The sequence below is a fragment of the Streptomyces sp. NPDC001135 genome (assembly GCF_053598395.1).
In genome coordinates this window covers 1-24890 of the sequence record NZ_JBSFKD010000001.1, presented here as the reverse complement: position 1 = coordinate 24890, position 24890 = coordinate 1, and the positions used below count along the sequence as shown (strand labels likewise).

25 protein-coding genes and 1 rRNA gene are annotated in these 24890 nt (G+C 69.9%); 13 read left to right on the top strand and 13 right to left on the bottom strand.

Annotated elements, in window-relative coordinates; genetic code table 11:
- Positions 1–632 precede the first annotated feature (632 nt).
- Both ACWC94_RS00130 and ACWC94_RS00125 read right to left on the bottom strand, forming a co-directional pair.
- Entirely contained in the window at positions 633–1064 is a 432-nt protein-coding gene (locus tag ACWC94_RS00130) for an NUDIX hydrolase (RefSeq protein WP_450794056.1), read from the bottom strand.
- Between the two features lie 139 nt (positions 1065–1203).
- Positions 1204–1389, bottom strand: coding sequence for a hypothetical protein (locus ACWC94_RS00125; protein ID WP_450794055.1), 186 nt, complete (start codon positions 1387–1389; stop codon positions 1204–1206).
- A 143-nt stretch (positions 1390–1532) separates the two neighbouring features.
- Between ACWC94_RS00125 and ACWC94_RS00120 the strand changes: the two genes are divergently transcribed.
- Together ACWC94_RS00120 and ACWC94_RS00115 are read left to right on the top strand one after the other, a co-directional pair.
- Positions 1533–2381 carry a hypothetical protein gene (locus ACWC94_RS00120; protein WP_450794054.1) on the top strand — a complete coding sequence of 283 codons (849 nt, stop codon included), beginning with the start codon at positions 1533–1535 and terminating at the stop codon, positions 2379–2381.
- 101 nt (positions 2382–2482) lie between these two features.
- Positions 2483–2641 carry a hypothetical protein gene (locus ACWC94_RS00115; RefSeq protein WP_450794615.1) on the top strand — a complete coding sequence of 53 codons (159 nt, stop codon included), beginning with the start codon at positions 2483–2485 and terminating at the stop codon, positions 2639–2641.
- On the opposite strand, the gene ACWC94_RS00110 is transcribed toward ACWC94_RS00115, so the two are convergent.
- Positions 2638–2943 carry a metal-sensitive transcriptional regulator gene (locus tag ACWC94_RS00110; protein WP_208900074.1) on the bottom strand — a complete coding sequence of 102 codons (306 nt, stop codon included), beginning with the start codon at positions 2941–2943 and terminating at the stop codon, positions 2638–2640. The genes ACWC94_RS00115 and ACWC94_RS00110 overlap by 4 nt on opposite strands.
- Positions 2944–3149: 206 nt before the next feature.
- Here ACWC94_RS00110 and ACWC94_RS00105 point away from each other — a divergent pair, with 206 nt between their 5' ends.
- Complete coding sequence (locus ACWC94_RS00105) at positions 3150–3770, top strand: DUF47 domain-containing protein (RefSeq protein WP_031173265.1); 621 nt, start codon at positions 3150–3152, stop codon at positions 3768–3770.
- A 7-nt stretch (positions 3771–3777) separates the two neighbouring features.
- On the top strand, positions 3778–4776 hold the full coding sequence (locus ACWC94_RS00100) for an anion permease (protein ID WP_450794053.1): 999 nt from the start codon (positions 3778–3780) through the stop codon (positions 4774–4776).
- A 361-nt stretch (positions 4777–5137) separates the two neighbouring features.
- Here ACWC94_RS00100 and pstB read toward each other — a convergent pair whose 3' ends face one another.
- From pstB to pstS, 4 genes are all read right to left on the bottom strand, one after another.
- Positions 5138–5914: a phosphate ABC transporter ATP-binding protein PstB gene (gene pstB, locus ACWC94_RS00095; protein ID WP_450794052.1), complete on the bottom strand. Its 777-nt coding sequence runs from the start codon at positions 5912–5914 to the stop codon at positions 5138–5140.
- A gap of 48 nt (positions 5915–5962) precedes the next feature.
- Entirely contained in the window at positions 5963–7024 is a 1062-nt protein-coding gene (gene pstA / locus ACWC94_RS00090; RefSeq protein ID WP_450794051.1) for a phosphate ABC transporter permease PstA, read from the bottom strand.
- Entirely contained in the window at positions 7021–8028 is a 1008-nt protein-coding gene (gene pstC / locus ACWC94_RS00085) for a phosphate ABC transporter permease subunit PstC (protein WP_450794050.1), read from the bottom strand. Before pstC ends, pstA begins: the two co-directional genes overlap by 4 nt.
- Positions 8029–8142: 114 nt before the next feature.
- Complete coding sequence (gene pstS / locus ACWC94_RS00080; RefSeq protein ID WP_450794049.1) at positions 8143–9270, bottom strand: phosphate ABC transporter substrate-binding protein PstS; 1128 nt, start codon at positions 9268–9270, stop codon at positions 8143–8145.
- A gap of 350 nt (positions 9271–9620) precedes the next feature.
- Here pstS and ACWC94_RS00075 point away from each other — a divergent pair, with 350 nt between their 5' ends.
- Entirely contained in the window at positions 9621–11183 is a 1563-nt protein-coding gene (locus tag ACWC94_RS00075; RefSeq protein ID WP_450794048.1) for an FAD-binding oxidoreductase, read from the top strand.
- A 99-nt stretch (positions 11184–11282) separates the two neighbouring features.
- On the opposite strand, the gene ACWC94_RS00070 is transcribed toward ACWC94_RS00075, so the two are convergent.
- The 3 genes from ACWC94_RS00070 to ACWC94_RS00060 form a co-directional block, all read right to left on the bottom strand.
- The gene (locus ACWC94_RS00070; RefSeq protein ID WP_450794047.1) at positions 11283–11987 is read right to left on the bottom strand and encodes a phosphatase PAP2 family protein; all 705 of its coding nucleotides are present in this window, start codon (positions 11985–11987) and stop codon (positions 11283–11285) included.
- Positions 11988–12233: 246 nt separating this feature from the next.
- On the bottom strand, positions 12234–13241 hold the full coding sequence (locus ACWC94_RS00065; protein ID WP_450794045.1) for a C40 family peptidase: 1008 nt from the start codon (positions 13239–13241) through the stop codon (positions 12234–12236).
- A 125-nt stretch (positions 13242–13366) separates the two neighbouring features.
- A complete protein-coding gene (locus ACWC94_RS00060; RefSeq protein WP_450794044.1) occupies positions 13367–14143 on the bottom strand; it encodes a trypsin-like serine peptidase in 777 nt (258 codons plus the stop codon).
- 193 nt (positions 14144–14336) lie between these two features.
- On the opposite strand from ACWC94_RS00060, the gene ACWC94_RS00055 reads away from it, so the two are divergent.
- A complete protein-coding gene (locus ACWC94_RS00055; protein ID WP_450794043.1) occupies positions 14337–14774 on the top strand; it encodes a cupredoxin domain-containing protein in 438 nt (145 codons plus the stop codon).
- Here the strand turns inward: ACWC94_RS00055 and ACWC94_RS00050 are convergent.
- Positions 14761–15663, bottom strand: a complete 903-nt coding sequence (locus tag ACWC94_RS00050; RefSeq protein ID WP_450794042.1) for an oxidoreductase — start codon at positions 15661–15663, stop codon at positions 14761–14763. The two genes, ACWC94_RS00055 and ACWC94_RS00050, sit on opposite strands and share 14 nt — an antisense overlap.
- Before the next feature lie 53 nt (positions 15664–15716).
- Here ACWC94_RS00050 and ACWC94_RS00045 point away from each other — a divergent pair, with 53 nt between their 5' ends.
- The 7 genes from ACWC94_RS00045 (at position 15717) to ACWC94_RS00015 (ending at position 24141) form a co-directional block, all read left to right on the top strand.
- Entirely contained in the window at positions 15717–16340 is a 624-nt protein-coding gene (locus tag ACWC94_RS00045; protein WP_450794041.1) for a TetR/AcrR family transcriptional regulator, read from the top strand.
- A 609-nt stretch (positions 16341–16949) separates the two neighbouring features.
- Entirely contained in the window at positions 16950–17258 is a 309-nt protein-coding gene (locus tag ACWC94_RS00040; protein ID WP_014673544.1) for a hypothetical protein, read from the top strand.
- A gap of 128 nt (positions 17259–17386) precedes the next feature.
- On the top strand, positions 17387–18217 hold the full coding sequence (locus tag ACWC94_RS00035) for a hypothetical protein (protein ID WP_450794040.1): 831 nt from the start codon (positions 17387–17389) through the stop codon (positions 18215–18217).
- Complete coding sequence (locus ACWC94_RS00030) at positions 18207–19550, top strand: hypothetical protein (protein ID WP_450794039.1); 1344 nt, start codon at positions 18207–18209, stop codon at positions 19548–19550. The genes ACWC94_RS00035 and ACWC94_RS00030 overlap by 11 nt, the downstream gene beginning before the upstream one ends.
- Positions 19547–21106: an SCO6880 family protein gene (locus ACWC94_RS00025; protein ID WP_450794038.1), complete on the top strand. Its 1560-nt coding sequence runs from the start codon at positions 19547–19549 to the stop codon at positions 21104–21106. Before ACWC94_RS00030 ends, ACWC94_RS00025 begins: the two co-directional genes overlap by 4 nt.
- A 14-nt stretch (positions 21107–21120) precedes the next feature.
- A complete protein-coding gene (locus ACWC94_RS00020; RefSeq protein WP_450794037.1) occupies positions 21121–22533 on the top strand; it encodes an ATP-binding protein in 1413 nt (470 codons plus the stop codon).
- A 60-nt stretch (positions 22534–22593) separates the two neighbouring features.
- Positions 22594–24141 carry a type IV secretory system conjugative DNA transfer family protein gene (locus ACWC94_RS00015; RefSeq protein WP_450794036.1) on the top strand — a complete coding sequence of 516 codons (1548 nt, stop codon included), beginning with the start codon at positions 22594–22596 and terminating at the stop codon, positions 24139–24141.
- Positions 24142–24157: 16 nt separating this feature from the next.
- On the opposite strand, the gene ACWC94_RS00010 is transcribed toward ACWC94_RS00015, so the two are convergent.
- Together ACWC94_RS00010 and rrf are read right to left on the bottom strand one after the other, a co-directional pair.
- Positions 24158–24721 carry a GNAT family N-acetyltransferase gene (locus tag ACWC94_RS00010; protein WP_450794035.1) on the bottom strand — a complete coding sequence of 188 codons (564 nt, stop codon included), beginning with the start codon at positions 24719–24721 and terminating at the stop codon, positions 24158–24160.
- A gap of 74 nt (positions 24722–24795) precedes the next feature.
- Positions 24796–24890 (bottom strand): 5S ribosomal RNA (rrf, locus tag ACWC94_RS00005); the annotation flags it as partial.

Here is a 24890-nt window from a genome sequence, read left to right as displayed (position 1 = left end):
CGAGGGGTAGCTCTCGCGGGGGAGGCGGATCGTCCGTGCGGACGACGCACGCCGTCGCGGTCCGGGCCATGGTCGAGTCATGTCGATCACGCGTTCCCCAGCTTCGTCTGGGCGACGGGCACCACCTTCGGCGCGCGGTCGACGGTGTCGCCGTCGCTGGTGGAGCTCGCTCGCGACGGAGTGCCGTGGTTTGTGGCCGTCCTGCTGGTGACCGGCTTCCTGAAGCTCTTCGGGGCGCTGGTCGGCATCGGCCTCACGCGCCCGCGGGGTTCACGGATCAGCCGACTCATGGTGTTCTGCGGTGGCGGCGCGATCCTGCTCACGTGGCACGGTGGCCTGTGTCCGTGGCCTCGACGGCCACCGGGACCGGATGAGAGCGCTGGTGCCCCGCGTGCGGCACGAGGAAGCGGCGGGGTCCGCCCAGGGGCCGCCCCGGGGTCTCCCGCGCGGGTCCGGCTGTTGACCGTCGCGGCCTGCTGCCCGCCCCGCTGTCCGGTGTCTCCGGGCCGGCCGCGACGGCCCCGCCCACACCTCGGCCCCCGGCGCACGCTCCGTCCGGCGGACGATCGACCCGCGTCCTGCCCGCCCCGCCCGTGCCCGGGACCTCTGCCGTCGGCGCCGCTGCCGGCACGTCAGTCCCCCCGGTGCGTCTCGGTGTCGATGGCGGCGAGGACCGGGGGGATCAGCTCCCTGTCCCGTTCGTAGGTCAGGCGTTCGCGAGCTTCGTCCGGCGGCAGCCAGAGCAGCCTGCTCACCTCGTCGCCGGGTTGGAAGCTTCCGCCCGTCGACTCCGCGGACCAGTACACGACTTCCTTCTGTCGGCCCCGGTGGTCGATGTAGCGGGAGGACGGCAGGGCGGCGCCGAGCCGGCAGGTGTGACCGGTCTCTTCCCGTACTTCTCGCAGGGCGGCCGCGCGGGCCGTCTCACCCTTCTCGATCTTCCCTTTGGGCCAGGACCAGTCCGACCACTTGGGCCTGAAGACCAGGGCCAGTTCGACGCTGCCGGAGGATGAGCGGCGCCAGAGCACACAGCCGGCCGCACGAACCAGTGAGGTACGTCCCATGCGTCCATGGTGCCCGGCTCCAGGGCCGCGCCCGGCCAGGCGCAGCACGGTGTGCGTCCTCCTCGCGAACGGCCCCCCGGGGCGGGTGGGTTGCGGAGCGGCCGAGGCGGTTTCCGGCCACTTCATCCGGATGCCGCGGTCACCGCTCCGTCAGATGGACCTCCGCGTCGGTGCGGGCCTGGCTGCGGGCCCTGCGGGCGGGGCCGCGCCAGCCGCAGCTGCAGCGGGCCACGCAGAAGCGGCCCTCTTCGACCGTCGTGACGAGGTGTTCCTGCCCGGACCGGGCGTGTTCCGGCCCGTCCTGCCGTGCCGCGGTGACTGTCACCCCGACAACGTTACCCACCCGTGCGCAAAAGGGTTCGCACGGCTGTCTCCACGCCCGGCCCGCGCGTGACGGCGCCTCCTACCCGTCGTTAACCGGACGACAGGGGGCCCGTGACGGACGTACCGGCTGGGGGTAGGCAGGCGATGGATCGGCGGCAGCACAGGAACGCGGGCAGGACGTTCGTCGCGGTCGGCATCATGCTCGGCCTCGGGGCGGGTGCCACGGGCTGTTCCGGCACCGGGGCCGCCGCCGAGGACGTCGGGGGCGGGGGCGATCCGGTCGCCGTTCTGCACCGGACCGCCGACACACTGAGCGGCGCGGGCAGTTCCAAGGCCACCACGTCCATGGAGATGGCCACGGGCGGCACCCGCGTCACCATCCGCGGCAAGGGTGTCTACGACTTCCACAGCCGGCTCGGCCGGCTCACGGTGGTCCTCCCCGAGGACCCGTCGGGCACCGCCGAGCACCAGCCGATCACCGAACTCCTCGCTCCCGGCGCCCTGTTCATGAAGAACCGGGGTGCGGGGGTGCCGGCCGACAAGTGGGTGCGGGTGGACACCGCCACCCTGTCCGACGGCAACCTGGTCACCGGTGGCGCGACCGACCCGTACGCGGCGGCCGAGGTGCTGCGCGGGACCCGTACGGCGGCCTACGTCGGAAGGACCGAGGTCGGCGGCACGGCCGTACGGCACTACCGGGGCACGGCCGATCTGCGCAGCGCGGCCCGCCTGGCCTCCGCCGATTACCGGCAGCCGCTGGCCGCGGCGGCGAAAGGGTTCGCCACCACGCGGGTCCCGTTCGACGCCTATCTGGACGACCAGGGCCGCATCCGCAAGCTCAGACAGCACTTCAGCTTCGTCAACAGCCGGCAGAAGATCCCGGTTGCGGTCGCCTCGACGACGCTGCTGTACGACTTCGGCGTCCCCGCCGGCGTACGGCTGCCACGCTCGGCGGACATCTACGCGGGCCGTATCGCCGAGGGCGGCGACTAGTCCGTACCACCACCCCGTAAGTAGCCCGTCCGTGCCATGCGCGGTGTGTAGAGGGCTGCCTACTCTAGGAAGTCGGTGACGGCAGGGAAGAGGTGAGGCGGGTGGCTCCGGTCGGCGGTACGGCGGTGCAGGACCATGTGGCCCTCGCCGAGATCGAACTGTGCGGAGAGCTGATCATCGCGGCCTCCGCGGCCGAGGACCGGCTCAGCCTGGAGAGCATCGACGAGGTGCTGCGGGTGTCCGAGGAACGTGACGGCTAGGACCGCAGGAGGCGGCCGATCGCCTTCGTCGCCTCGTCCACCTTGGTGTCGATCTCGTCGCCGCCCTTGAGTGCCGCGTCGGCCACGCAGTGCCGCAGGTGCTCCTCCAGCAGTTGCAGCGCGAAGGACTGCAGCGCCTTGGTGGAGGCCGAGACCTGCGTGAGTATGTCGATGCAGTACGTGTCCTCGTCGACCATGCGCTGCAGGCCGCGGATCTGCCCCTCGATCCGGCGCAGCCGCTTGAGGTGCTCGTCCTTCTGCTTGTGGTAGCCGTGCGTGGCGCCGGCCTCGGTCGTCGTCATCGCGGGCCTCCCCTTCGGAACGAGCTGCGGATACATACCCCTACTGGGTATATGGTAACGAATTCTGCGGGGTAGGAGGGCCTTGGTGCGCCCCCGTGCTGATCACTCTTCCCGATGGGCGACACTGGGATGCGGCCCGATAGCCGTGGCCGGATGATGCGCCTAGCATCAGCCTGACCGAAACCGAAGCACCCCGAGGACCCCACGTGCGCTTTCGTCTGACCCCCAGGGAGACGAGCTTCTACGACATGTTCGCCGCCTCCGCGGACAACATCGTCACGGGCTCGAAGCTCCTGATGGAACTGCTCGGGGCGGACGCACCTGCCCGAGCCGAGATCGCAGAGCGTATGCGGGCCGCGGAACACGCGGGTGACGACGCCACGCACGCGATCTTCCACCAGCTGAACTCCTCGTTCATCACGCCGTTCGACCGCGAGGACATCTACGCCCTCGCCGGGTCCCTCGACGACATCATGGACTTCATGGAGGAGGCCGTCGACCTGGTCGTCCTCTACAACGTCGAGGAGCTGCCGAAGGGCGTCGAGCAGCAGATCGAGGTGCTGGCCCGGGCCGCCGAGCTGACGGCGGAGGCGATGCCGAACCTGCGCACGATGGACAACCTCACCGAGTACTGGATCGAGGTGAACCGTCTGGAGAACCAGGCGGACCAGATCCACCGCAAGCTTCTCGCGCACCTCTTCAACGGCAAGTACGACGCGATCGAGGTGCTCAAGCTCAAGCAGATCGTGGACGTCCTGGAAGAGGCGGCGGACGCGTTCGAGCACGTGGCGAACACGGTGGAGACCATCGCCGTCAAGGAGTCCTGAGGCGTCGATGGCCACCTTCGCCCTGGTCGTGACCATCGCGGTCGCGCTCTTCTTCACGTATACGAACGGCTTCCACGACTCGGCGAACGCGATCGCCACGTCGGTGTCGACGCGGGCGCTGACCCCGCGGGCGGCCCTCGCCATGGCGGCGGTCATGAACCTGGCCGGTGCCTTCCTCGGCTCGGGTGTCGCCAAGACGGTCAGCGAGGGCCTGATCGAGACGCCTTCGGGCTCGACGGGGATGGGCATCCTCTTCGCGGCCCTGGTCGGCGCGATCACCTGGAACCTGATCACCTGGTACTTCGGCCTGCCGTCCTCCTCCTCCCACGCGCTGTTCGGCGGCCTGGTGGGCGCGGCCCTGGCGGGCGGTACCGCCGTCCACTGGAACGGCGTGGTGGACAAGATCATCATCCCGATGTTCCTGTCCCCGGTGGTCGGCCTGGTCGGCGGCTACCTGGTGATGACGGCGATCCTGTGGACGTTCCGCCGGTCCAACCCCCACAAGGCCAAGCGGGGCTTCCGTATCGCCCAGACCGTCTCGGCGGCGGGCATGGCCCTGGGACACGGCCTCCAGGACGCCCAGAAGACCATGGGTGTGGTCGTGATGGCCCTGGTGATCTCCGGCCATGAGACGTTCGGCGACCCGATCCCGGTCTGGGTGAAGATCGTCTCGGCGGTCATGCTCTCCCTCGGCACCTACGCCGGCGGCTGGCGCATCATGCGCACGCTGGGCCGCAAGATCATCGAGCTGGACCCGCCGCAGGGCTTCGCGGCGGAGGCCACGGGCGCGTCGATCATGTTCGGCACGGCGTTCCTCTTCAAGGCCCCCATCTCCACGACCCACGTCATCACCTCGGCGATCATGGGCGTGGGCGCCACCAAGCGCGTCAACGCCGTCCGCTGGGGTGTGGCCAAGAACATCGTCCTGGGCTGGTTCATCACGATGCCGGCGGCCGGCCTGGTCGCCGCGCTGGGATTCGGCCTGATCAAGCTGACGGTGCTGTAACGCCCTTTCGCGCCCACCCGACTCGGCCGGCTGAATCGCCGGCCCTCTCCCCACACGGGCTGCACCTCGCACAGAAATGCGCGGACCCGGACCTGCCCGCCGCCCTGGCGGTGGCCCGGCAGAGCACATGGGCCGCGGCGCACTGTCAGTACGCCGCTCAGCCCACCCCCGACCGTCCCGACGGAGCGATCATCGCCACCACCTCCCGGACCGGTGGATCGGCGAGCCGGTGCGGGTGCTGGACCTCAGTCCGTAAACGCTGGCCGAACGCAATGGGCCCGCCCCCGGGAGCCAGGGGCGGGCCCTCTTGCGTCCTCGCGGTGGCACCGCCATGCAGCACCGCGAGGGGATCAGGGGACGATCAGCCGAAGCGGCCGGAGATGTAGTCCTCCGTCGCCTGGACCGACGGGTTGGAGAAGATCCGCTCGGTGTCGTCGATCTCGATCAGCCGGCCGGGCTGGCCCACCGCCGCCAGGTTGAAGAACGCCGTACGGTCCGAGACACGCGCGGCCTGCTGCATGTTGTGCGTCACGATGACGATCGTGAAGCGCTCCTTCAGCTCGCCGATCAGGTCCTCGATGGCGAGGGTCGAGATCGGGTCCAGGGCGGAGCAGGGCTCGTCCATCAGCAGGACCTTCGGCTCCACCGCGATCGCGCGGGCGATGCACAGGCGCTGCTGCTGGCCGCCGGAGAGACCGGAGCCCGGCTTGTTCAGGCGGTCCTTGACCTCGTTCCAGAGGTTCGCGCCCTTGAGGGACTTCTCGACGATGTCGTTCAGTTCCGCCTTCTTGTACTTGCCGTTCAGGCGCAGGCCCGCCGCCACGTTGTCGAATATCGACATCGTGGGGAAGGGGTTGGGGCGCTGGAACACCATGCCGACCTCGCGGCGGACGGACACCGGGTCGATACCGGTGCCGTACAGGTCCTCGTCGTCCAGCAGCACCTTCCCCTCGACGCGGCCACCGGGGGTGACCTCGTGCATCCGGTTCAGCGTGCGCAGGAACGTCGACTTGCCGCAGCCGGAGGGGCCGATGAACGCCGTCACCGAGCGCGGCTCGACGGTCATCGAGATGTCTTCGATCGCCTTGTGGGAGCCGTAGTAGGCGGTGAGTCCGCTTACGTCGATTCGCTTGGCCATGTCTTCTACTTCACTTCCGGAGATTCAAGCTCGGTCGCTTTGGCCGCGTCAGCGACCGGTCTTCGGGGCCTTCCAGCGGGCGATGCCGCGGGCCACCAGGTTGAGGATCATCACGAAGGCGATCAGCGTGAGGGACGCCGCCCACGCGCGGTCGTACGCCGCGTTGGCGCCCGCGCTCTGCGCGTACTGCTGGTAGATGTACAGCGGCAGCGACGCCTGCGCACCCTCGAACGGGTTGTTGTTGATGAACGGGTTGCCGAACACCAGCAGCAGCACCGGGGCGGTCTCGCCCGCGATACGGGCGATGGCCAGCATGACGCCGGTGGTGATACCGCCGATGGAGGTCGGCAGGACCACCTTCAGGATGGTGCGCCACTTCGGCACACCGAGCGCCAGCGAGGCCTCGCGCAGCTCGTTCGGGACGAGCTTGAGCATCTCCTCGGTGGAGCGGACCACGACCGGCATCATCAGGATGGCCAGGGCCAGCGAACCGGCGAAGCCGAACGGCTGCATCTCGAAGATGAGCATCAGCGACAGGATGAACAGGCCGGCGACGATCGACGGGATGCCCGTCATGACGTCCACGAAGAACGTGACGGCCTTGGCGAGCTTGCCCCGCCCGTACTCCACCAGGTAGATCGCGGTGAGGATGCCGATCGGCGCACCGATGACGGTGGCGAGGCCGACCTGCTCCAGGCTGCCGATGATGGCGTGGTAGATACCGCCACCGGGCTCGGAGTCGGCGACGACCCCCATGGAGTGGGTGAGGAAGTAGACGTCGAGGACCTTCACACCGCGCGAGACGGTGACCCAGATCAGGGAGACCAGCGGGACGACGGCGAGCAGGAAGGCGACCCAGACGAAGGAGGTGGCGACCCGGTCCTTGGCCTGCCGGCGGCCCTCCACCTTGGAGGCGATGGCGTAGGTACCGAGGACGAAGAGGATCGCGGCGATCAGACCCCACTGGACCTTGCTGTGCAGACCGCCGGCCAGGCCGATGGCCACGGCCAGGACGATCGAGCCGGCGGCGATGGCCCACGGGGACCACGTCGGGAGGCTGGCGCCGCGCAGCGTGCTGGGGCGCTTGTCGGTGACGGCTGCGGTGGTCATGCGTTGGCCCCCGAGTACTCCTTGCGGCGGGCGATGATCGCGCGGGCCGCGCCGTTGACCAGCAGGGTGATGACGAACAGGACGAGACCGGAGGCGATCAGCGCGTCGCGGCCCTGTTCGGTGGCCTCACCGAACTTGCTGGCGATGTTCTGGGCGAAGGTGCCGCCGCCCGGGTTCAGCAGGCTGAGGTGGATGACGTAGTCCGGGGAGAGCACGGTGGCGACGGCCATCGTCTCGCCGAGGGCGCGGCCGAGACCGAGCATGGACGCGGAGATCACACCGGAGCGGCCGAAGGGCAGGACGGCCATGCGGACGACCTCCCAGCGGGTGGCGCCGAGGGCCAGCGCGGCCTCCTCGTGCATCCGCGGGACCTGCCGGAACACCTCGCGGCTGACGTTGGTGATGATCGGCAGGATCATGATCGCCAGCAGGATGCCGACGGTGAGCATGGCGCGGGGGGCGCCGTCCTCCCAGGAGAAGACGCCGGTCCAGCCGAGGTAGTCGTTCAGCCAGCCGTACAGGCCCGTCATGTGCGGGACGAGGATCAGGGCGCCCCAGAGGCCGTAGACGATGGACGGCACGGCGGCGAGGAGGTCGATCACATAGGCGATGGGGCTCCTCAGCCGGCGCGGGGCGTAGTGGGTGAGGAACAGCGCGATCGCGACGGCGACGGGGACCGCGATGACCATGGCGATGATCGAGGAGACGACCGTGCCGTAGGCCAGCACCGCGATGCCGAAGCTCGGCGGGGTGAGGTTGGTGTTCCACTCGAAGGTGGTCAGGAAGTTCCCGTGGTCCTTGCTGATCGCGAGGGAGGCACGGTAGGTGAGGAAGACCGCGATCGCGGCCATGATCACCAGCAGCAGGATGCCGGAGCCGCGGGACAGGCCGAGGAATATGCGGTCGCCGGGGCGGGTCGCGCCGCGGGCGTTGCGCTTCTGCTCGGTCGCCGTGGGCTGGGGCGTGGGGGGAGGTGCGTCGGTTGTCTTGGTCGATATGTCCATCGGGATCTCCGGTCTGCGGAGCCGGGCGCCCTCACGGGCTGCGGCTCATGGCGGCGGTGCACCGGACGGTGCGGCCCGGGCCCTGTCGGGCACGGGCCGCACTCTCGGATCAGGTCAGCTCAGGCCCTCGATGGTGGTGCGGACCTTGGCGATGATCTCGTCGGGGATCGGGGCGTAGTCGATGCTCGACAGCGCCTTCTGACCGTCCTCGCTCGCGATGTAGCGCAGGAAGGCCTTGGTGGCCGGCAGGGTGTCGGCCTTGTTGCCCTTGTCGCAGACGATCTCGTACGTCACCAGGGTCATCGGGTAGGCGTTCTCGGCCTTGGTGGCGTAGTCCAGCTTCAGCGACAGGTCCTTGCCGGTACCGACGACCTTGGCGGCCGCGATGTCGGCGGTGGCGCTCTCCACGGACGGCTTGACCGGGGTCTTGGCGCCGGTGGCGATGGCGACGGTGGTCATGTCCTTGGCGTAGGACAGCTCGAAGTAGCCGATCGCGCCGGAGTTCTGCTTGACGCCCTGGGCCACACCGGCGGAGCCGGAGGCCGCCTGGCCGCCCTGCGCCTGCCAGGCCTTGCCGCCGGAGTACTTCCAGTTGGCCGGGGTGGTGGCGATCAGGTACTTGGTGAAGTTGTCCGTCGTACCGGAGTCCTCGGAACGGTGGAAGGCCTGGATCTTCAGGTCGGGCAGCTTCGCCGACGGGTTCAGCTTCTTGATCGCCGGGTCGTTCCAGTTCTTGATCTTGCTGTCGAAGATCTTGGCGATCGTCGGGGCGTCCAGGACCAGGTTGTCGACACCCGGGACGTTGTAGCCGAGGGCGATCGGGCCGCCGACCATCGGCAGGTCGATGCCCTGGCCGCCGGAGCAGACCTTCTTGGAGGCGGTGACGTCCTCCGGCTTCAGCGCGGAGTCCGAACCGGCGAACGCGAGCTGGCCCTGGTTGAAGGAGGTGACACCGGCGCCGGAGCCGCCGCCCTTGTAGTTGATCTGCACGCCACAGGCCTGCGAGAACGTCTTGACCCACGCGTCTATCGCGTTCTTCTGCGCGGAGGAGCCGTCCGCCAGCAGCTGGCCCTTGGCGCCGTCGCACTTGACCGAGGAAGCGTTGGCGGAGCCGGACGGGTTGCCGGAGCCCTTGCCGCCGCCGTTGTCGTCGGAGCCGCACGCCGTCAGGGCCAGGGCGCCGGTCACGGCGATCGCACCGAGCGAAAGGGCGCGCAGCCGGTTCTTGCGCTGAAGCTTCACTTTCGGGAGTTCCTTCCAGGAGCCGCCGCTGTCGGCGGCGTGCGAGGTGGTGAGGTGCCGAGCCCATGAACGAGCGCGCTCCGCACCGTGCACGGCCGAAATTAGGCAGAACAGGTGAAGCCGCCGATGGCCGGAAGTGAACGGGGAGTGAACCCCTGCCGTCGGCCCGGTGAGGTCACGGAATGCTTACGGGGAGAACACATGGAGGTTCCGACGGCCGGGTTACGCGAACACGTCTTCGACGTTCGATTCCCCGTGTGCGAACTGTTACGAACCAACGCGCGCATGGGGCCGTCTCACCCCAGGAAGGGCCAAGGTGGCCCGCGGAGAGGCGACAGACGACGATGCACATGGAACGCCGTACGTTCATCGCGGGCGGCACGGCCGCGCTGGCCGCGACCGCACTGACCGGCTGCGGCGCGGGCTCGGGCCCGGGCAGGTCCACCACGTCGGCGACCACGGGCTCATCGTCCCTCACGTCCCTCAAGACCACCAGCGCGAACGCCGCCGCGAACTGGGCGGCCCTCGCCCGCGACCTGGACGGCCCCCTGATCCGTCCCGGCGACGCGACGTGGAACACCGCCCACCAGCTGTACAACACCCGCTTCGACGGTCTGAAACCGGCCGCGGTCGCCTATGCGGCGCACCCCGACGACATCCGTACGACGCTGGCGTACGCCCACGCGCACGGCATACGGGTCTCGATACGCAACGGCGGCCACTCCTACGCGGGCTACTCCTCCGGCGACAACCGCCTCGTCCTCGACGTGTCCCGGCTGAACCGCATACGCGTCAGCGGCGGGACGGCGGTGGTCGGCGCCGGCTCCAAGCTGATCGACGTCTACCGGGCGCTGGCCGCGAAGGGCGTGACCATACCCGCCGGCTCCTGCCCCACCGTCGGCGTCTCCGGCCTGGTCCTCGGCGGCGGCCACGGCGTCGCCTCCCGCGCCTACGGCCTGACCTGCGACAGCCTCACCCAGGCGACGCTGATCACGGCCGACGGCACCCAGGTGACGGCCGATGCGCGGAACCACTCCGACCTGTTCTGGGCGCTGCGCGGCGCGGGCAACGGGAACTTCGGCGTCGTCACCGAGCTGCAGTTCAAGACCCATCCGGCACCGCAGGCGGTCACCGCGTACATGACGTGGCCCTGGGCGAAGGCGGCCGCGGTGCTGAAGGCCTGGCAGGAGTGGGGCCCGAGCCAGCCCGACGAGATCTGGTCCTCCCTGCACCTCGCGGCCTCGCCGGGCGGCACCCCGGCCATCTCCGTGGCCTGCTTCTCCCTCGGCACCTACGGCGAACTGCAGAACGCCGTGGACCGCCTGGCCCACGCGGCCGGCGCGAACGCCACCTCCGTCTCCCTGCGCCGCCGGGGCTACGAGGAGGCGATGGAGATCTACGCCGGCTGCTCCTCCTTCTCCACGGACGCCCAGTGCCATCTGCCCGGCTCCACCCCGGGCCGCTCCCCGCAGGGCAAGCTCGGCCGCGAGACGTACGCGGCCCGCTCCGACTTCTTCGACCGCTCCCTGTCCGCGGCGGGCATCCAGACGGTGCTGCGGCAGATCAGCTCGGTGCGGGGCGGCGCGGGCAGCATCGCGTTCACGGCCCTCGGCGGCGCGGTCAACCGCGTCTCGCCCACGGCGACGGCGTTCGTCCACCGCCGCTCCCGGATGCTGGCGCAGTACATCGCGTCCTGGGGAGCGGGGGCCTCCGGCGGTTCGGCCCAGTCGTGGCTGACCTCGGCCCACCAGGCGATGTCTCCCTACGCCTCCGGCGCGGCGTACCAGAACTACACGGACCCGACGCTGAGGAACTGGAAGAAGGCGTACTACGGGGACGCGGTGACACGGCTGGGGAAGGTGAAGCAGCAGTACGACCCGCAGCGGTTCTTCTCGTACGCGCAGGGGCTGTAGGGCGGGACCGGTGGCGGGTGGCGCGGCCGGGACTCCGACTGCGGGTCCGTCGTGGCTGGTCGCGCGGTTCCCCGCGCCCCTGGGGAACCGCGGTACCGGCTACGCCGCCAAGTCCCGTTCCTCGGACCCGACCGGCTTACGGGCGCTGGGGAGCACCGCACCCTCACGCGCCCCGCTCACCGGCCGGCGCCGCACGATCCACCCCGCCCGCGGCGACCGCTCCACCGCCCGCATCAAGGGGGTGAGCAGTGCCATGGCCGGCGGCGACAGCAGCAGCGCGACCGCCGTACCGAGTGCGAAACCGCCGACGACGTCCGTCGGGTAGTGCACCCCCATGTACACCCGGCAGAAGCCCTCCAGCAGCGCCAGCCCGATCCCGGCGATGCCGAACCGCCGGTTGGCGACGAACAGGCCCACACCCAGCGCCATGGTGATCGTCGCGTGGTCGCTGACGAAGGAGAAGTCGGTCTTGCCGGAGACGAGGACGTCCAGTCCCTGGTGCTGCACGAAGGGGCGGGGTCTTTGCACGAACCCCCGGATGGGGACGTTCACCAGCACCGCGGTGCCGGCCGCGAGCGGCGCCCACACCAGCGCGGCGACGGAGGAGGCGGCATCCTCACCGCCCCGGCGCCGCACGGACCACCAGCACCACAGCACCAGCAGGACCATGGCCAGCGGCAGGCCGTACTCGCCGACGAACTCCATGACCCGGTCGAACCAGTGCGGGGCTTCCTTGGCCAGGCCATTGATGTCGTAGAGCAGGTCGACGTCGGGGTTCGATCCGGATTCGGCGAGTACAGCCATGGTGCTGCGGCCCCTTCGTCGGCTACCGGACGCACCTCGTGTGCGCCGCTCCTACCCCCGTGGTTCGTAGATCCGCTTCCGCTGCACTGCCGTACCGCCGTACTGACGTCCGCTCGGCTACGTCAACAGGAACGCACGGCCACCATCAATACGTTCCACTCTCCACTGAAAGATCACGCAGACGTTATCGAAGAGAGACTCATCACCGCAGCTCAGGGGGGTGGTTCACGCACGGTGCACACCGTCTCAAACCGTCGTGGGGAGCGCTTTTGCGCCATCCGCGGTGACCCGGGTGGCGCCGAAGTAGTCGCCCGTGTCGACGGGATCGAACCGGATGACGGCCCCGGTGCGCGGCGCGTCGATCATGTACCCGCCGCCCACGTAGATGCCCACGTGGTGGATGGCCCGCGAGTCGCTGCGGTCGGTGGAGAAGAACACCAGGTCACCCGGCAGAAGCTGATCCCGTGAAGGATGCGGGCCGGCGTTGTACTGGTCGTTGGCGACGCGCGGCAGGGTGATCCCGACCTTCGCGTACGCCGCCTGGGTGAGGCCCGAGCAGTCGAACCGCCCGCCCTGCGCGGCCGATCCCTCGCCGCCCCACAGATAGGGCGTACCCAGCTTGCTCTGCGCGAAGGCGATGGCACCGGCGGCCTGCCGGGTGGGGTCGAGCCGGCTGACGGGCGCGGCGAAGCTCTGCTCCAGGCTGCGGATCCGCTTGACGTAGTTCTGTGTCTCGCTGATGGACGGTACCCCGCCGGCCCTTATGACGCGGTAGGCACCGGCGTTGTATGCGGCGAGCATGTTGTCGGAGACGTTGCCCGGCACGCCCTTGACGTCCTTGGCGAGTTCGCAGTCGTACGAAGCGGCCGACGGGATCGCGTCGTTGGGATCCCAGATGTCCCGCTTGCCGTCCCCGTTGCCGTCGATGCCGTGCGTGGCCCACGTGCCGGGGATGAACTGGGCGATGCCGCGCGCGTCGGCGGGGCTGACGACGGTCGGGTTCCAGCCACTCTCCTGGTACAGCTGGGCGGCGAGCAGCGCCGGGGTGAGCGCCGGGCACAGATTGCCCCACCGCTGCACGAGCGAGGTGTAGGCGGCCGGTACGGCCCCCTTCGCGAGCCCCCGGCTGCCCGAGGTGGCCGAGTTGAGGAGGTTCCCGGCGACGACGTACACCCCGACGACGAGCAGCATGACGAAGCTCAGCCCGCCCCCCACGAGGGCACCACCGACGACCCACGCCTTACGCACCGTCAACCGCCCCTCGCCACCGGCAGGTCCATCCGCAGCAGTCTAGGAGCGGATCCGTTCCGGCACGAGAACCCCGGGGTGCGGACCGGCTTCTGACGCGCGATCACCCGGCGGGCGTGCGGGGCAGCGGTTCAGGAGACGCCGGCCGCGTCCTTGTACAGCTCGGCCGCCTCGCCGCGCAGCACCACGCTGTACGACACGTCGTCGGTGGAGCCGCCGTACTCGTGTCCGCCGAGGATGCCGACGACCTGGCCGTCGCCGTTGACCCAGGGGCTGCCGCTGGTGCCGCTGGCGAAGGCGGGGCAGTTGATGCGCTGCTGGGTTGTGCTGTGCGGGGCCGGCTTGTTGGTGCAGCTGATGGGCGTCTCGCGGGCGTCGGGGTAGCCGACGACCGTCACGGCGGTGGCGCCGGTGGCCATGCCGGGTGCGAACCGGTTGCCGCCCACCACGTCCTCGACGCGCTTGCCGTCCAGCTCGGCGACGGTGACGAAGGCCAGGTCGCTGTCCTCGTCCTGGTCCTTGGCCCAGCCGTCGGGCAGGTACCTCCTGCTCACCTTCCACACCCCGACCGGCGCCTTCCCGTCCCGGTAGCCCGGCACGAACACCAGGTCGCCGTCGCCGTCGTCGCCGCTGACGCAGTGTGCGGCGGTGGCGATGAGGTCGCGCTGCGGGCTGTGCACGACCGAGGCCGTGCAGAAGTGCCCGCCGGACAGGTGGCCGGCCCGGTCCGCGCCGAACAGCGCGCCGACGCGCAGCGTCTGCCGGTTCGCGACGGCGTCGACGGTGACCCCGAAGGGTCCCGGTCCGTCATCGGCGGCCGCCACGGATGCCGAGGTCACGGCGAGCATCACCACAGCACCGAGCAACGCGGGACGCGAGGTGACCGAGATGCCTGAGGAGCGCTTCATCAGCCACCACTCTGTCCCAGGAAGGTGAGAATCGCGCCCCGACTTCGCTGAGATTTTCCTGTGAAACGTCCGGCGGGCGCCGATCCCGGCCCAGCGATGAACTCCTGCACATACCGGGACGTACTCCCTATAGGCGCTCTTTGTCCGGAAGGACAGCCGTTCGCCCAGAAGAGATCAGAAGGTGATGAGCCGGATGGCAACCTCGACCCCCATGACCCGCACCCGTACGCGTACCCGTACGGCACTCGACACGACGGCGGTCGCCTTCACCGCCGCCCTCGTCCTGGCCGCCTGCTCGGGCGGAGGAAACGGCGGTCACGCGAACCCGAGCGGCTCCGCGACGGCAGGCTCGGGGACCCGGGTGACGGTCACCGAGACGGAGTACGCGCTGCACCTGTCCCGGTCGTCCTTCACACCGGGCACCTACACCTTCGTCTCCGACAACCACGGCAAGACCACCCACGCCCTGTCGATCGACGGCCCCGGCGTGGAGGACGCCAAGACCAAGAACATCGACAGCGGCGGGCAGGCCACGCTGACGGTGACCCTCAAGAAGGGCACCTACGACCTGTACTGCCCGATCGACGGCCACAAGCAGCTGGGCATGGACCGGCACATCACGGTCGGCTGACCGGCTCCAGCCCCCAGGACACCCCGGTCAGCTCCTCCGACAGCGTCCACAGCCGGCGGGCCGCCCGGGGGTCGCTGGCCGCCGTGCTGCGTCCGACGAGGCTGGGGGCGCCGCGCATCTCGCCGAGGCCGGCGGGGCCGACGTACGACGCTCCGGGGAGGTCCTGGCTCGCGGCGTAGAGGGTGGGCAGGGCACCCGCCTTGTCGGTCTGCGCGAACACCCGGTTGCCGACGGCCATGACAGCCCTGGCCAGCGGGTTTTGGGCATGGCTCTGCAGGTTGGTGGCCGCGTAGCCGGGGTGGGCGGCGAGGGCGCGTACGGGGGATCCGGCCTCGGTGAGGCGGCGCTGGAGTTCCAGGGTGAACAGGAGATTGGCCAGCTTGGACTGGGCGTAGGCGCGGACCGGGGTGTAGCGGCCGCGCAGATTGACGTCGGCGAAGTGGATCACACCTTCGCCGAAGCGGTGGGCGCCGGAGGACACCGTCACCACCCGGCCGGTGAGGTGCGGCAGCAGCAGGTTGGTCAGCGCGAAGTGCCCGAGGTGGTTCGTGCCGAACTGCATCTCGAAGCCCTGCCTGGTGCGCTGCTCCGGCAGCATCATCACGCCCGCGTTGTTGATCAGCAGGTCTAGCGGGCGGTCCCAGGCGTCCGCGAACTCCCGCACCGAGTCCAGGTCGGCCAGGTCCAGGCGGCGCACCTCGGTGCTGCCGGCCACCTTCGCCGCGGCGGCGCCGCCCCGCGCGAGGTCCCGTACGGCGAACACCACGTGCGCGCCGGCGCGGACCAGCGCCTCGGCGGTCGCGAGGCCGAGGCCGCTGTTGGCACCGGTGATCACGGCCGTACGGCCGTTCAGGTCGGGGAGGTGGTTCGGGTTCCAGGTATCAGCCATGCCCTCAAAGTAGGCGCCGACAACAATGATGTCAATGACAACATCGGGGTACGATGGTCCGCATGCCGCGCATGTCCCCGTCCCCGACCAACCGCCCCTATCACCACGGGGACCTGCGCGCCGCCCTGCTCAAGAGCGCCGAGCGCACCCTGCGCGAGAAGGGGGTCGGCGCGCTCTCGCTGCGCGAGCTGGCCCGTGACACCGGCGTGAGCCACGCCGCCCCCGGCCGGCACTTCAAGGACAAGCAGGCCCTGCTCGACGCCCTCGCACTGGACGGGTACGAGCGCCTGAACCAGGCGCTGAACGCCGCGACCGACCGGCCGGAGCAGTCCTTCGAGGAGCGGATGACGGCCCTCGCACGGGCCTACCTCGGCTTCGCCGTCGACAACCCGGAGCTGCTGGAGCTGATGTTCGCGCGCAAGCACGACCCCGACAGCTCCGCACAGCTCGCCGCGGCCGTCGACGAATCCCTCGGCTCCTTCACCCGGATGATCGCGGACGCACAGGGGCGCGGCGAGATAGTCGAGGGCGATCCCGAGCGGATCACCCTGGTCGCCGCCGCGAGCCTGCACGGCCTCGCCGCCCTCATCGCCAGCTGCGCCCTCGACGCCGAGGAGACGATGAGCGGCCTGGACGCACACGTCCACCTGCTGCTGCACGGTCTGACGCCCCGCTGAGCGGCGGTCGACCGCGCCGTACGGAACCTGTGCCCCTGGTCAAGCGGCGCCCAGCACAGCGCCATGCGCACGACCACCCCCAACTCCCCCCACATACGCGTCAGACGCACTTCTGCACCGCCCGGTCCGGCTACGACGGCCCGACCGGCTGGGGCACCCCGGAGGGGGCGGACGCCTTCACCGCGAGCTGAGCCGACCACCCCGTCGGGTCACGGGGAGCCGCCGGGCGAGGGGGACGAGGGGTCCCCTCGGCGGCACGGAAAGGGGAACGGGCCACGGCATCCAGCCGCGGCCCGTTCTCCTTGTCCGCGTTCGCTCCGCCGGCCGTGAGAACATCGTCTCGACGCCTCACCCGACCGGCCGTCAGAAACCGGCGCAGGTCGTGAAGGAGGACAACGACCGAACCACACGACAGGTTCCGGTCGCACCTCGTTGCCCGGCGTGACCTGCCGTGATACACAGAGTGACCGTACGGGCTATTCATACGAAACCCGCCAGCCAATGACGTCAAGTCGACATACGTTGGCGACGTTGTCGGCGACAATGAGGCCTGACCTCTGCACACCGCAGGGGGCCAAGCGGAACTACCCACCAGGGGCGGTGACTTACATGCTCTTTGCGGCCGACAAGGGAGACATCAACACCATCATCGGCGGGATCGCTCCGGACTGGGGGCCCTTCGGCAGCCTGGGCAACGAGGCCAAGGTGATGATCGAGGTGGTCATGGCCGTGGCCATCCTGCTCTGCCTCGGCATCGCGGTCTGGGGCGCGGCCAAGCAGCGGATCGGCGCCACGGCCCTGCGCGACACCTTCAGCGCCGAACAGGGCAAGGGCCTCATCATCGCCGGCCTGACCGGGGTCTTCATCATCGGCTCCCTCGGCACCCTGTTCACGATCGTGTACGGCATGGCGGTCTGACCCCGCCTTCCCCCTCCGGCTGAGGTTGCGTCTCCCATGTCCCTGATGTCGAGTCACCACACCGCGCCCGCGCGGGAACCAGCACGGCTACCGTCGTATCTCTACGAGGTGGAGAGGGCGAACGCGGCATGAACCCCGGAGACGAACAGGCCTACACCGACTACGGCGACACCGGCCACACCCGGACCCGCCTCCCCGACAGCGACCCCTACGGCGGCGCCCCCCGCCGCGGCCCGCGCCGCTCGTCCTCCCGAAGCCTGGTCACGGTGGTCGGCGTGGTGGTCCTCCTCATCGCAGCGATCGCTTTCGCCAACAGAGGCGACCACTCCTCCGCCGACGGTCCGGCCGCGAAGACCGACAGGCCGACGGCGGCTCCCACAGCCGCCAGCGGGACGCGGCCCGTGGACACCAAGTCCGCCGGGGTACCGACGGGATTCGCCCACACAGAGCAGGGAGCACAGTCAGCGGCCTCGAACTACGCCGTGGCGCTGGGCTCGACGGACATGTTCAAGAAGGGCAGCCGCAACACGCTCCTGCAGCTCCTTTACACCCGCGAGGCGGCGGCTCGGCTCGAGGGACCAATGGACCAGGCCTACTCCACCGACTTCCTCGCCAAGATGGGCCTCGACGCAGCGGGCAACCCGCCCAAGGGCAACACGTTCGTCTCCCGAGTGATCCCGGTCGGCACGACCGTGCAGCAGTACACGGCCAACGACGCCAAGGTCACGGTCTGGTACCTGGGGCTCATCGGCATGGCCGGCACCACCTCGACCGACCCGGTCACCTCGTCCTGGAAGACGTGGACGTTCGACCTACAGTGGTCCGACGGCGACTGGAAGATCGTCTCAGACACACAGAAGGACGGCCCCGCGCCGGTCCCCGGCGACGACAAGGCCGCCACCTCCGACGAGATCAGCAAAGCCATCGAAGAGTACGGAGGGTTCACGTATGCCCGGTAGCCCGCAACGTGCGCTCAAGCTCGCCGGAGTCGTGACAGCCGTACAGACCAGCGCCGTGCTGCTGGCCACGCGTGCCTTCGCCGCGCCCTCGCCCACCCCTCACGGCAGCCCGTCGCCCTCACCGACGAAGGGCAAGTACAACTGCGGCGTCATCTCCGGCGAGGCCAAGAAATACTGCGAACGCGGCAACACCTCCAGCGGATCCGGAGGTGCGAACGTCCCGGACACCTCCACCCTCGACCCCCTGTCCTCGCTGGCCAAGGGCTGCGCCGAGGCCGCCTCCTGGACGGTGGGCAAGCTCAGCAAGGCCGTGAAGGAGACCGCCAACGTCGACTTCACCAATCCCAAGTTCCTGCAGCAGTACGCCATCGTGTTCGCCGCGTCCACGATCCTCACCCTCCTGCTGTGGCTGCTCGCCGTGGCCAAGCGAGCCGTGCGCGGCGTGCCGCTCACCACCGCCATCTCCGAAGCCGTCGGCTTCCTGTGGCTCACCGTGCTCGCCTCCGCCTTCACCCCGCTGATCCTGTACACCGTCGTATCCGCCACGGACGGCGTGACGGACGTCCTCGCCAAGGCCACCGGCGACCAGGCCGACACGTTCTTCGGCACCTTCTCCGGCGCCCTCAACAAGGGCACGGACATCGGCGGCGGACCGATCATGCTGATCGTCGTCTCCCTCGTGAGCATCCTCGCCGCCGGCGTCCTGTGGCTGGAGCTCGTCATCAGGGCCGCGCTCCTCTACGTCGGCGCCCTCCTCGGCACCGTCGTCTACGCCGGACTCGTCGACAAGAACCTGTGGGGGCACGTGCGCCGCTGGGCGGGCATCATGATCGCCGTGATCCTCGTCAAGCCCGTCATCGTGATCGTCCTCGGGCTGGCCGGAGCCCTGTCCAGCGGCAACGGCCCCGACGCCTTCTCCGCCGTGGTCTCCGGCCTCGCCATCATCCTGCTCGCCATCTTCGCCAGCGCGATGATCTACCGCTTCGTCCCCGGCTTCGGCGACGAGATCGCGAACGGCCGCAACAACCGCATCATGCAGGGCGCCGAGAGCAAGGCCGCCGCCGTCATCAGCTCCCCCGCCACCCTCGTCGCCCAGGGCATCAAGACCCACAGCACCCGCGCCGGCAACAACCAGGCGGCACCGAGCGGCTCCAGCGGCCCCCGCCCCGCCAACCCCGCCACCGGCGGAGTCGCCGCCCACAGCAGCCGTACCCCCACCGGGGGCGGCGGAGCCGTCCCCTCCGCCACGCCCGCGCCCCGCGCGCCGAGCCCGGTCAACACCCCGCACGCAGGCAACACCCGCAACAACCGCACGGGAGGTGAAGGGCGTTGACGACCGAGTCCCACCTGTCCCATCCGGTCACGCCCCGCCGTACATACCTGATCGGCCGCGCCCGGCCGAACGGGATCATCGGCCGAAACCGCGAGTCCGGCGAGATCGTGCTGATCATCGCGGGCGCGTTCCTCGGCATGATGTGCGGCCTCCTCGTCCCGGTCCTGTCCCTGCGGATCGTGCTGCTGACGGGCTTCCCGCTGCTCGCGCTCGCCGCGGTCTACGTGCCGTACAAGCGCCGTACCTTCTACAGGTGGTTCGAGATCAACCGCAGCTACAAGCGCACCGTCAAGAGCGGCCAGGCGGTCTACCGCTCGGCCGCCGGGGAGGCCGGCACCCGCCTCGACGGGCGCGAGGTCGAAGTCGGCCCTCCCCCCGGCATCGGCCGCATCACCTGGCTCGCCGCCCCCTTCGGGCCCGACGAGATCGCCGTACTGCTGCACGCCGACCGCAAGACGGTCACCGCCGCCATCGAGATCGAGGGCCCCGGCGTCGGCCTGCGCGACTCCGAGGACCAGGAGGCCCTGGTCGACCGGTTCGGCACCCTGCTCAAGCACGTCGCCAACGGCGACGGGTTCGTGACACGGCTGCAGATGCTCGCCCGTACCCTGCCCGCCGACCCCGACGCACACGCCAAGGACGTCGCCCTGCGCGGCGACGACCGCTCCCTGGACTGGCTCCAGCAGTCGTACGACCAGCTGCAGTCCATGGTGTCCACGAGCAGCGAGCAGCACCGCGCCTACCTCGTCGCCTGCATGCACTACAACCGCGAACTGGCGGCCGAGGCCCAGGCGATGGCCCGCGCCGTCCGCAGCAGCGGCAGCAAGGTCGACCGGGACGCCGGACTCGCCGTCGTCATGGCCCGCGAGCTCACCGACATCTGCTCACGGCTCCAGGAAGCCGACATCCGGGTACGGCAACCGCTGGGACAGGGGCGCCTGGCCTCCCTGATCCACTCCATGTACGACCCCGACCACCCCATCGACCACATCCAGGCCATGACCCAGCGCAACGCCTGGCCGGCCGAGCTCGACGCCATGGAGCCCACCTACCTCCAGGCCAAGACCCGGGAGTCGACGACCCGCGCACCCTGGTGCCACGCCACCGCCTGGGTGAAGGAGTGGCCGATGACCCCGGTCGGGGTCAACTTCCTCGCACCCCTCCTCGTCCACACCCCCGACGTCATCCGAACGGTCGCCGTCACGATGGATCTCGAGCCCACCGAGGTAGCCATCGAACGCATGCTGACCGAGAAGACCAACGACGAGGCGGAGGCCTCCCGCGCCGCCAAGATGAACCGGACCGTCGACCCGCGGGACATCGCCGCCCACAACCGGCTCGACCAGAGAGGCGAAGACCTCGCCAGCGGAGCGGCAGGGGTCAACCTGGTCGGCTACATCACCGTGTCCGCCCGCTCCCCGGAGGCCCTCAACCGCGACAAGCGGACCATAAGGGCCTCCGCCGGAAAGTCGTACCTGAAGCTCGAGTGGTGCGACCGCGAGCACCACCGCGCCTTCGTGAACACACTTCCCTTCGCCACCGGCATCCGCAGGTAGGGGCTGATTCGCCGATGCGGGATCCGCTGTCCGTCCTCACCGACGCCTTCACCTCCTTCCTCTTCGGGAAGGTGGAAACGACCCGGCTGCCGGTACGCACCTCCACGGGCCAGGCCCAGGCGGTCTACCTGCCCACGGCCGCACCCGGCCTCGGCGACTCCGGTGTCATCATCGGCCGCGAGGTGTACTCCGGAAAGGGCTACATCTACGACCCCTTCCAGCTGTACGGCCAGCAGCTCCCGGCCCCGCACTGGCTCGTCCTGGGCGAGTCCGGCAACGGCAAGTCGGCCCTGGAGAAGACGTACGTCCTGCGCCAGCTGCGCTTCAAGGACCGTCAGGTCGTCGTCCTGGACGCCCAGGGCGAGGACGGCGTCGGCGAATGGAACCTGATCGCGCAGGAGCTGGGGATAACGCCTATCCGGCTGGACCCGACGGCCGCCCTGGACCACGGGATCCGGCTCAACCCCCTCGACCCGGCGATCACCACCACCGGGCAGCTCGCGCTGCTCCGGACGATCATCGAGGTCGCGATGGGCCACGGCCTCGACGAACGCTCCGGCTTCGCCCTCAAGGTCGCCCACTCCTACGTCAACGAGACGATCCTGCACCGCCAGCCGGTCCTCTCCGACATCGTCGAGCAGCTACGGCACCCCGAGCCGGAGTCGGCCGAGGCGATGAACGTCGCCATAGACGACGTACGCGCCTGGGGCCTCGACGTCGCCCTGGTCCTGGACCGCCTCGTCGACGGTGACCTGCGCGGCATGTTCGACGGACCGACCACGGTCGGCATCGACCTCGACGCCCCGCTGATCGTCTTCGACCTCTCCCACATCGACCGCAACTCCATCGCCATGCCGATCCTCATGGCGATCGTCGGCGTGTGGCTGGAGCACACCTGGATCCGCCCCGACCGGAAGAAGCGCATCTTCCTGGTCGAGGAGGCGTGGCACATCATCAACAGCCCGTTCGTCGCCCAGCTGTTCCAGCGCCTGCTGAAGTTCGGCCGCCGGCTCGGCCTGTCCTTCGTCGCGGTCGTCCACCACCTGTCCGACGTGGTCGACGGGGCCGCGGCCAAGGAGGCGGCGGCGATCCTGAAGATGGCGTCCACCAGGACGATCTACGCCCAGAAGGCGGACGAGGCACGGGCCACCGGCCGGGTCCTGGGTTTGCCGAGGTGGGCGGTGGAAATCATTCCGACACTGACGCCCGGCATCGCCGTATGGGACGTCAACGGCAACGTCCAGGTGGTCAAACACCTGGTCACGGAGACGGAACGCCCGCTGGTCTTCACCGACCGCGCGATGACCGAGTCCTCCAGCGACCTCACGGCCGACGAAGCCCTGCACGCCGCCGAACTGGAGGCCGAGCAGCGGGCGGCGGCCTTCGTGGAACAGCACCTGGGCGACTCCGAATCGACGGTGGCCTAGGGCACGGACAAGGGCGGCCCAGGTCAGAGGCAGAGGCAGAGGCAGAGGCAGGAGGAACGGGTGAGACCGGACGCCGGCGACCGCCGCGACAGCCGCCGGGACGGCCAGGGCGGCATCCCCGACGGCCTCCTGATCGGCATCCTCGCGTTCCTCCTCGGCATGACCCTGCTGGTGTGGACGGCCACGGGCCTGGCCGCCCTCTTCGCCCAGGGCGCCTGGCCCGACGGCGTCACCTTCCCCCGCACCCCCCTGGCCATGCGCCACCTCATCGGCGTACCCCACGACATCACCGGCGCCTGGCCGGACACCCCCGCGTCCCAGCTGCCCGGCTGGGGGCTGTTCTGGGGCCTGTTCATCGGCCAGCTGATGGTCCTGTTCGTCCTCACCGTGTTCGTGATGGGAACGGTGGCACGGTGGCGGGCGGGGAGAGCCACCCGGCGGGCCGGGAAGGGGATGACGCAGGAGGCTGCGGCAGCAGCCGCACCCCAGGCCGTCGCACAGACACCGACAGTGGCCCCTGTGCCCGCACCGGCACCGGCACCCGCACCCGCGCCTCCTCCCGCACCCGCAGCGACACCAGCACCCGCGAGCCCGGCCGTGCCCCATGCCGAGGTGCCGGCACCGCGCAGCGAGCCCGACCCCCGGGAACCGGGCGCCCTCCCGACTGACGGTGAACGGGTGGGCAGGAAAAAGATCCTCATCGCACCCAGGGAGAGCCGCCACACGACCGCGGCCCGGGCCGTGCGGGACGCCGAAGGACCCGCCCTCGTCGTCACGTCGAACCCGGAGCTGTGGGCGGACACCAAAGACGCGAAGGCAAAACTCGGCCCCACCCTCCTCTACGACCCCGCTCACCTCTGCGACACCCCCGCCCGCCTGCACTGGTCCCCCACCACGGGCTGCGAGGACAAACAGACCGCGCTGAACCGAGCGGTAGCGCTTCTCGCCCCCGTGCGCCCCACCGCCAAGATCGACCAGGCGGTGGCCGACACGGCCACGACCCTCCTGCGCAGCTACCTCCACGCCGCCGCCCTGGAGAACCGCACCATCCGCCACGTCCAGCGCTGGTCCCAGGGCGCCCAGGTCCAGGAGGCCGTACGCACCCTCCGTACCCATCCCAAGGCCGCCCCCGGTGCCGCGGGCGAACTCGAGGCCGCACTCACCGCACACCCCGAGCGCCGCGACATCGCCCAGGAACTGACCGGTCGCGCCCTGTCCGCCCTGTCCACCGTGAACATCCGCGAGGCCTGCACCCCCAACCGAACTGATGCGCTCGCCTTGGATTCCTTCGTCCACGAAGGGGGCACGCTTTATGTGGTAGGGGAATCCATCGAGGACCCCAGGACGCACCCCGGCGCCATGCCGCTCCTGACGGCCCTCGTCTCCAGCGTGGTCGAGCGCGGCCGGCGCATGGCCGAACGGTCATCCTCCGGTCGGCTCGACCCACCACTGACCCTCGTGCTGGACGACATCGCGGCGGTCGCCCCCTTCCCCCAGCTCCCGGACCTCCTGGCCACCGGAGCCGACCAGGGCCTGCCGACCCTGGCCCTGCTCCGCTCCCGCGAACAGGCCCGCAGCCGCTGGCCGCACCAGGAACTACCGGTCTAGGCCCTGGACCACCGCTTCAGGAGGGCCGCTCCAGCACGAACTCCAGCTCGATCTCCGCCGTGTCCTTCAGCGGCACGGTCACCCCGCTCGGCACGAACCCGGCCTTCCGGTAAGCCCCTTGGGCGCGGCCGTTGTCCTGGTGCACCAGCAGCCGCACCCGTTCGGCACCGCGTTCCCAGGCCCACGCCACACCGGCCTCGAACAACGCCTGGAGCAGCCCGTTCCCACGGTGGTCGGGTCGTACGAACACCCCGACCACATGTCCCTGCCGGCGCTCGACCGGAAACCCGGCCCAGTCCCGCGTTCCGGCCTCCTCGATCAGTACGGTGACCGAGCCGACCCATGTCCCGTCGGGAGCCTCGGCGATGAACTGCCGGGAACCGCCGGCCTCTTCGGCGGACCGCTCGGCACGCTCCTGGTAGAAGGAGTCGGGCCTGCCGAGGGCATCCTCGTACGTTTCCAGAAACGCGATGTCCGCGACCGGGTCCCGCAGCGCGACGAGCCGCAGCTGCTTCGCCTTCGCCCACTCGGTGGGTCGTATGGCACGGACGATGTAGTCATTACTGGTCAGGGGCTTCATGGGGCCCACCGTAATTCCGACCCCGAACGCAGAAAACCCCCGCATCGATTGATGCGGGGGTTTTCTCAAAATTTGTTCGGCGGTGTCCTACTCTCCCACAGGGTCCCCCCTGCAGTACCATCGGCGCTGTGAGGCTTAGCTTCCGGGTTCGGAATGTAACCGGGCGTTT

Coding starts and splice junctions, on each gene's coding strand:
- pstB (WP_450794052.1), bottom strand. CDS start 5,914: ATGGCCAAGCGAATCGACGTAAGCGGACTCACCGCCTACTACGGCTCC.
- ACWC94_RS00050 (WP_450794042.1), bottom strand. CDS start 15,663: ATGGCTGATACCTGGAACCCGAACCACCTCCCCGACCTGAACGGCCGT.
- ACWC94_RS00060 (WP_450794044.1), bottom strand. CDS start 14,143: ATGAAGCGCTCCTCAGGCATCTCGGTCACCTCGCGTCCCGCGTTGCTC.
- ACWC94_RS00120 (WP_450794054.1), top strand. CDS start 1,533: ATGGATCGGCGGCAGCACAGGAACGCGGGCAGGACGTTCGTCGCGGTC.
- ACWC94_RS00130 (WP_450794056.1), bottom strand. CDS start 1,064: ATGGGACGTACCTCACTGGTTCGTGCGGCCGGCTGTGTGCTCTGGCGC.
- ACWC94_RS00100 (WP_450794053.1), top strand. CDS start 3,778: ATGGCCACCTTCGCCCTGGTCGTGACCATCGCGGTCGCGCTCTTCTTC.
- ACWC94_RS00040 (WP_014673544.1), top strand. CDS start 16,950: ATGCTCTTTGCGGCCGACAAGGGAGACATCAACACCATCATCGGCGGG.
- ACWC94_RS00055 (WP_450794043.1), top strand. CDS start 14,337: ATGGCAACCTCGACCCCCATGACCCGCACCCGTACGCGTACCCGTACG.
- ACWC94_RS00045 (WP_450794041.1), top strand. CDS start 15,717: ATGGTCCGCATGCCGCGCATGTCCCCGTCCCCGACCAACCGCCCCTAT.
- ACWC94_RS00070 (WP_450794047.1), bottom strand. CDS start 11,987: ATGGCTGTACTCGCCGAATCCGGATCGAACCCCGACGTCGACCTGCTC.
- ACWC94_RS00030 (WP_450794039.1), top strand. CDS start 18,207: ATGCCCGGTAGCCCGCAACGTGCGCTCAAGCTCGCCGGAGTCGTGACA.
- pstC (WP_450794050.1), bottom strand. CDS start 8,028: ATGGACATATCGACCAAGACAACCGACGCACCTCCCCCCACGCCCCAG.
- ACWC94_RS00010 (WP_450794035.1), bottom strand. CDS start 24,721: ATGAAGCCCCTGACCAGTAATGACTACATCGTCCGTGCCATACGACCC.
- ACWC94_RS00075 (WP_450794048.1), top strand. CDS start 9,621: ATGGAACGCCGTACGTTCATCGCGGGCGGCACGGCCGCGCTGGCCGCG.
- ACWC94_RS00110 (WP_208900074.1), bottom strand. CDS start 2,943: ATGACGACGACCGAGGCCGGCGCCACGCACGGCTACCACAAGCAGAAG.
- pstA (WP_450794051.1), bottom strand. CDS start 7,024: ATGACCACCGCAGCCGTCACCGACAAGCGCCCCAGCACGCTGCGCGGC.
- ACWC94_RS00020 (WP_450794037.1), top strand. CDS start 21,121: ATGCGGGATCCGCTGTCCGTCCTCACCGACGCCTTCACCTCCTTCCTC.
- ACWC94_RS00035 (WP_450794040.1), top strand. CDS start 17,387: ATGAACCCCGGAGACGAACAGGCCTACACCGACTACGGCGACACCGGC.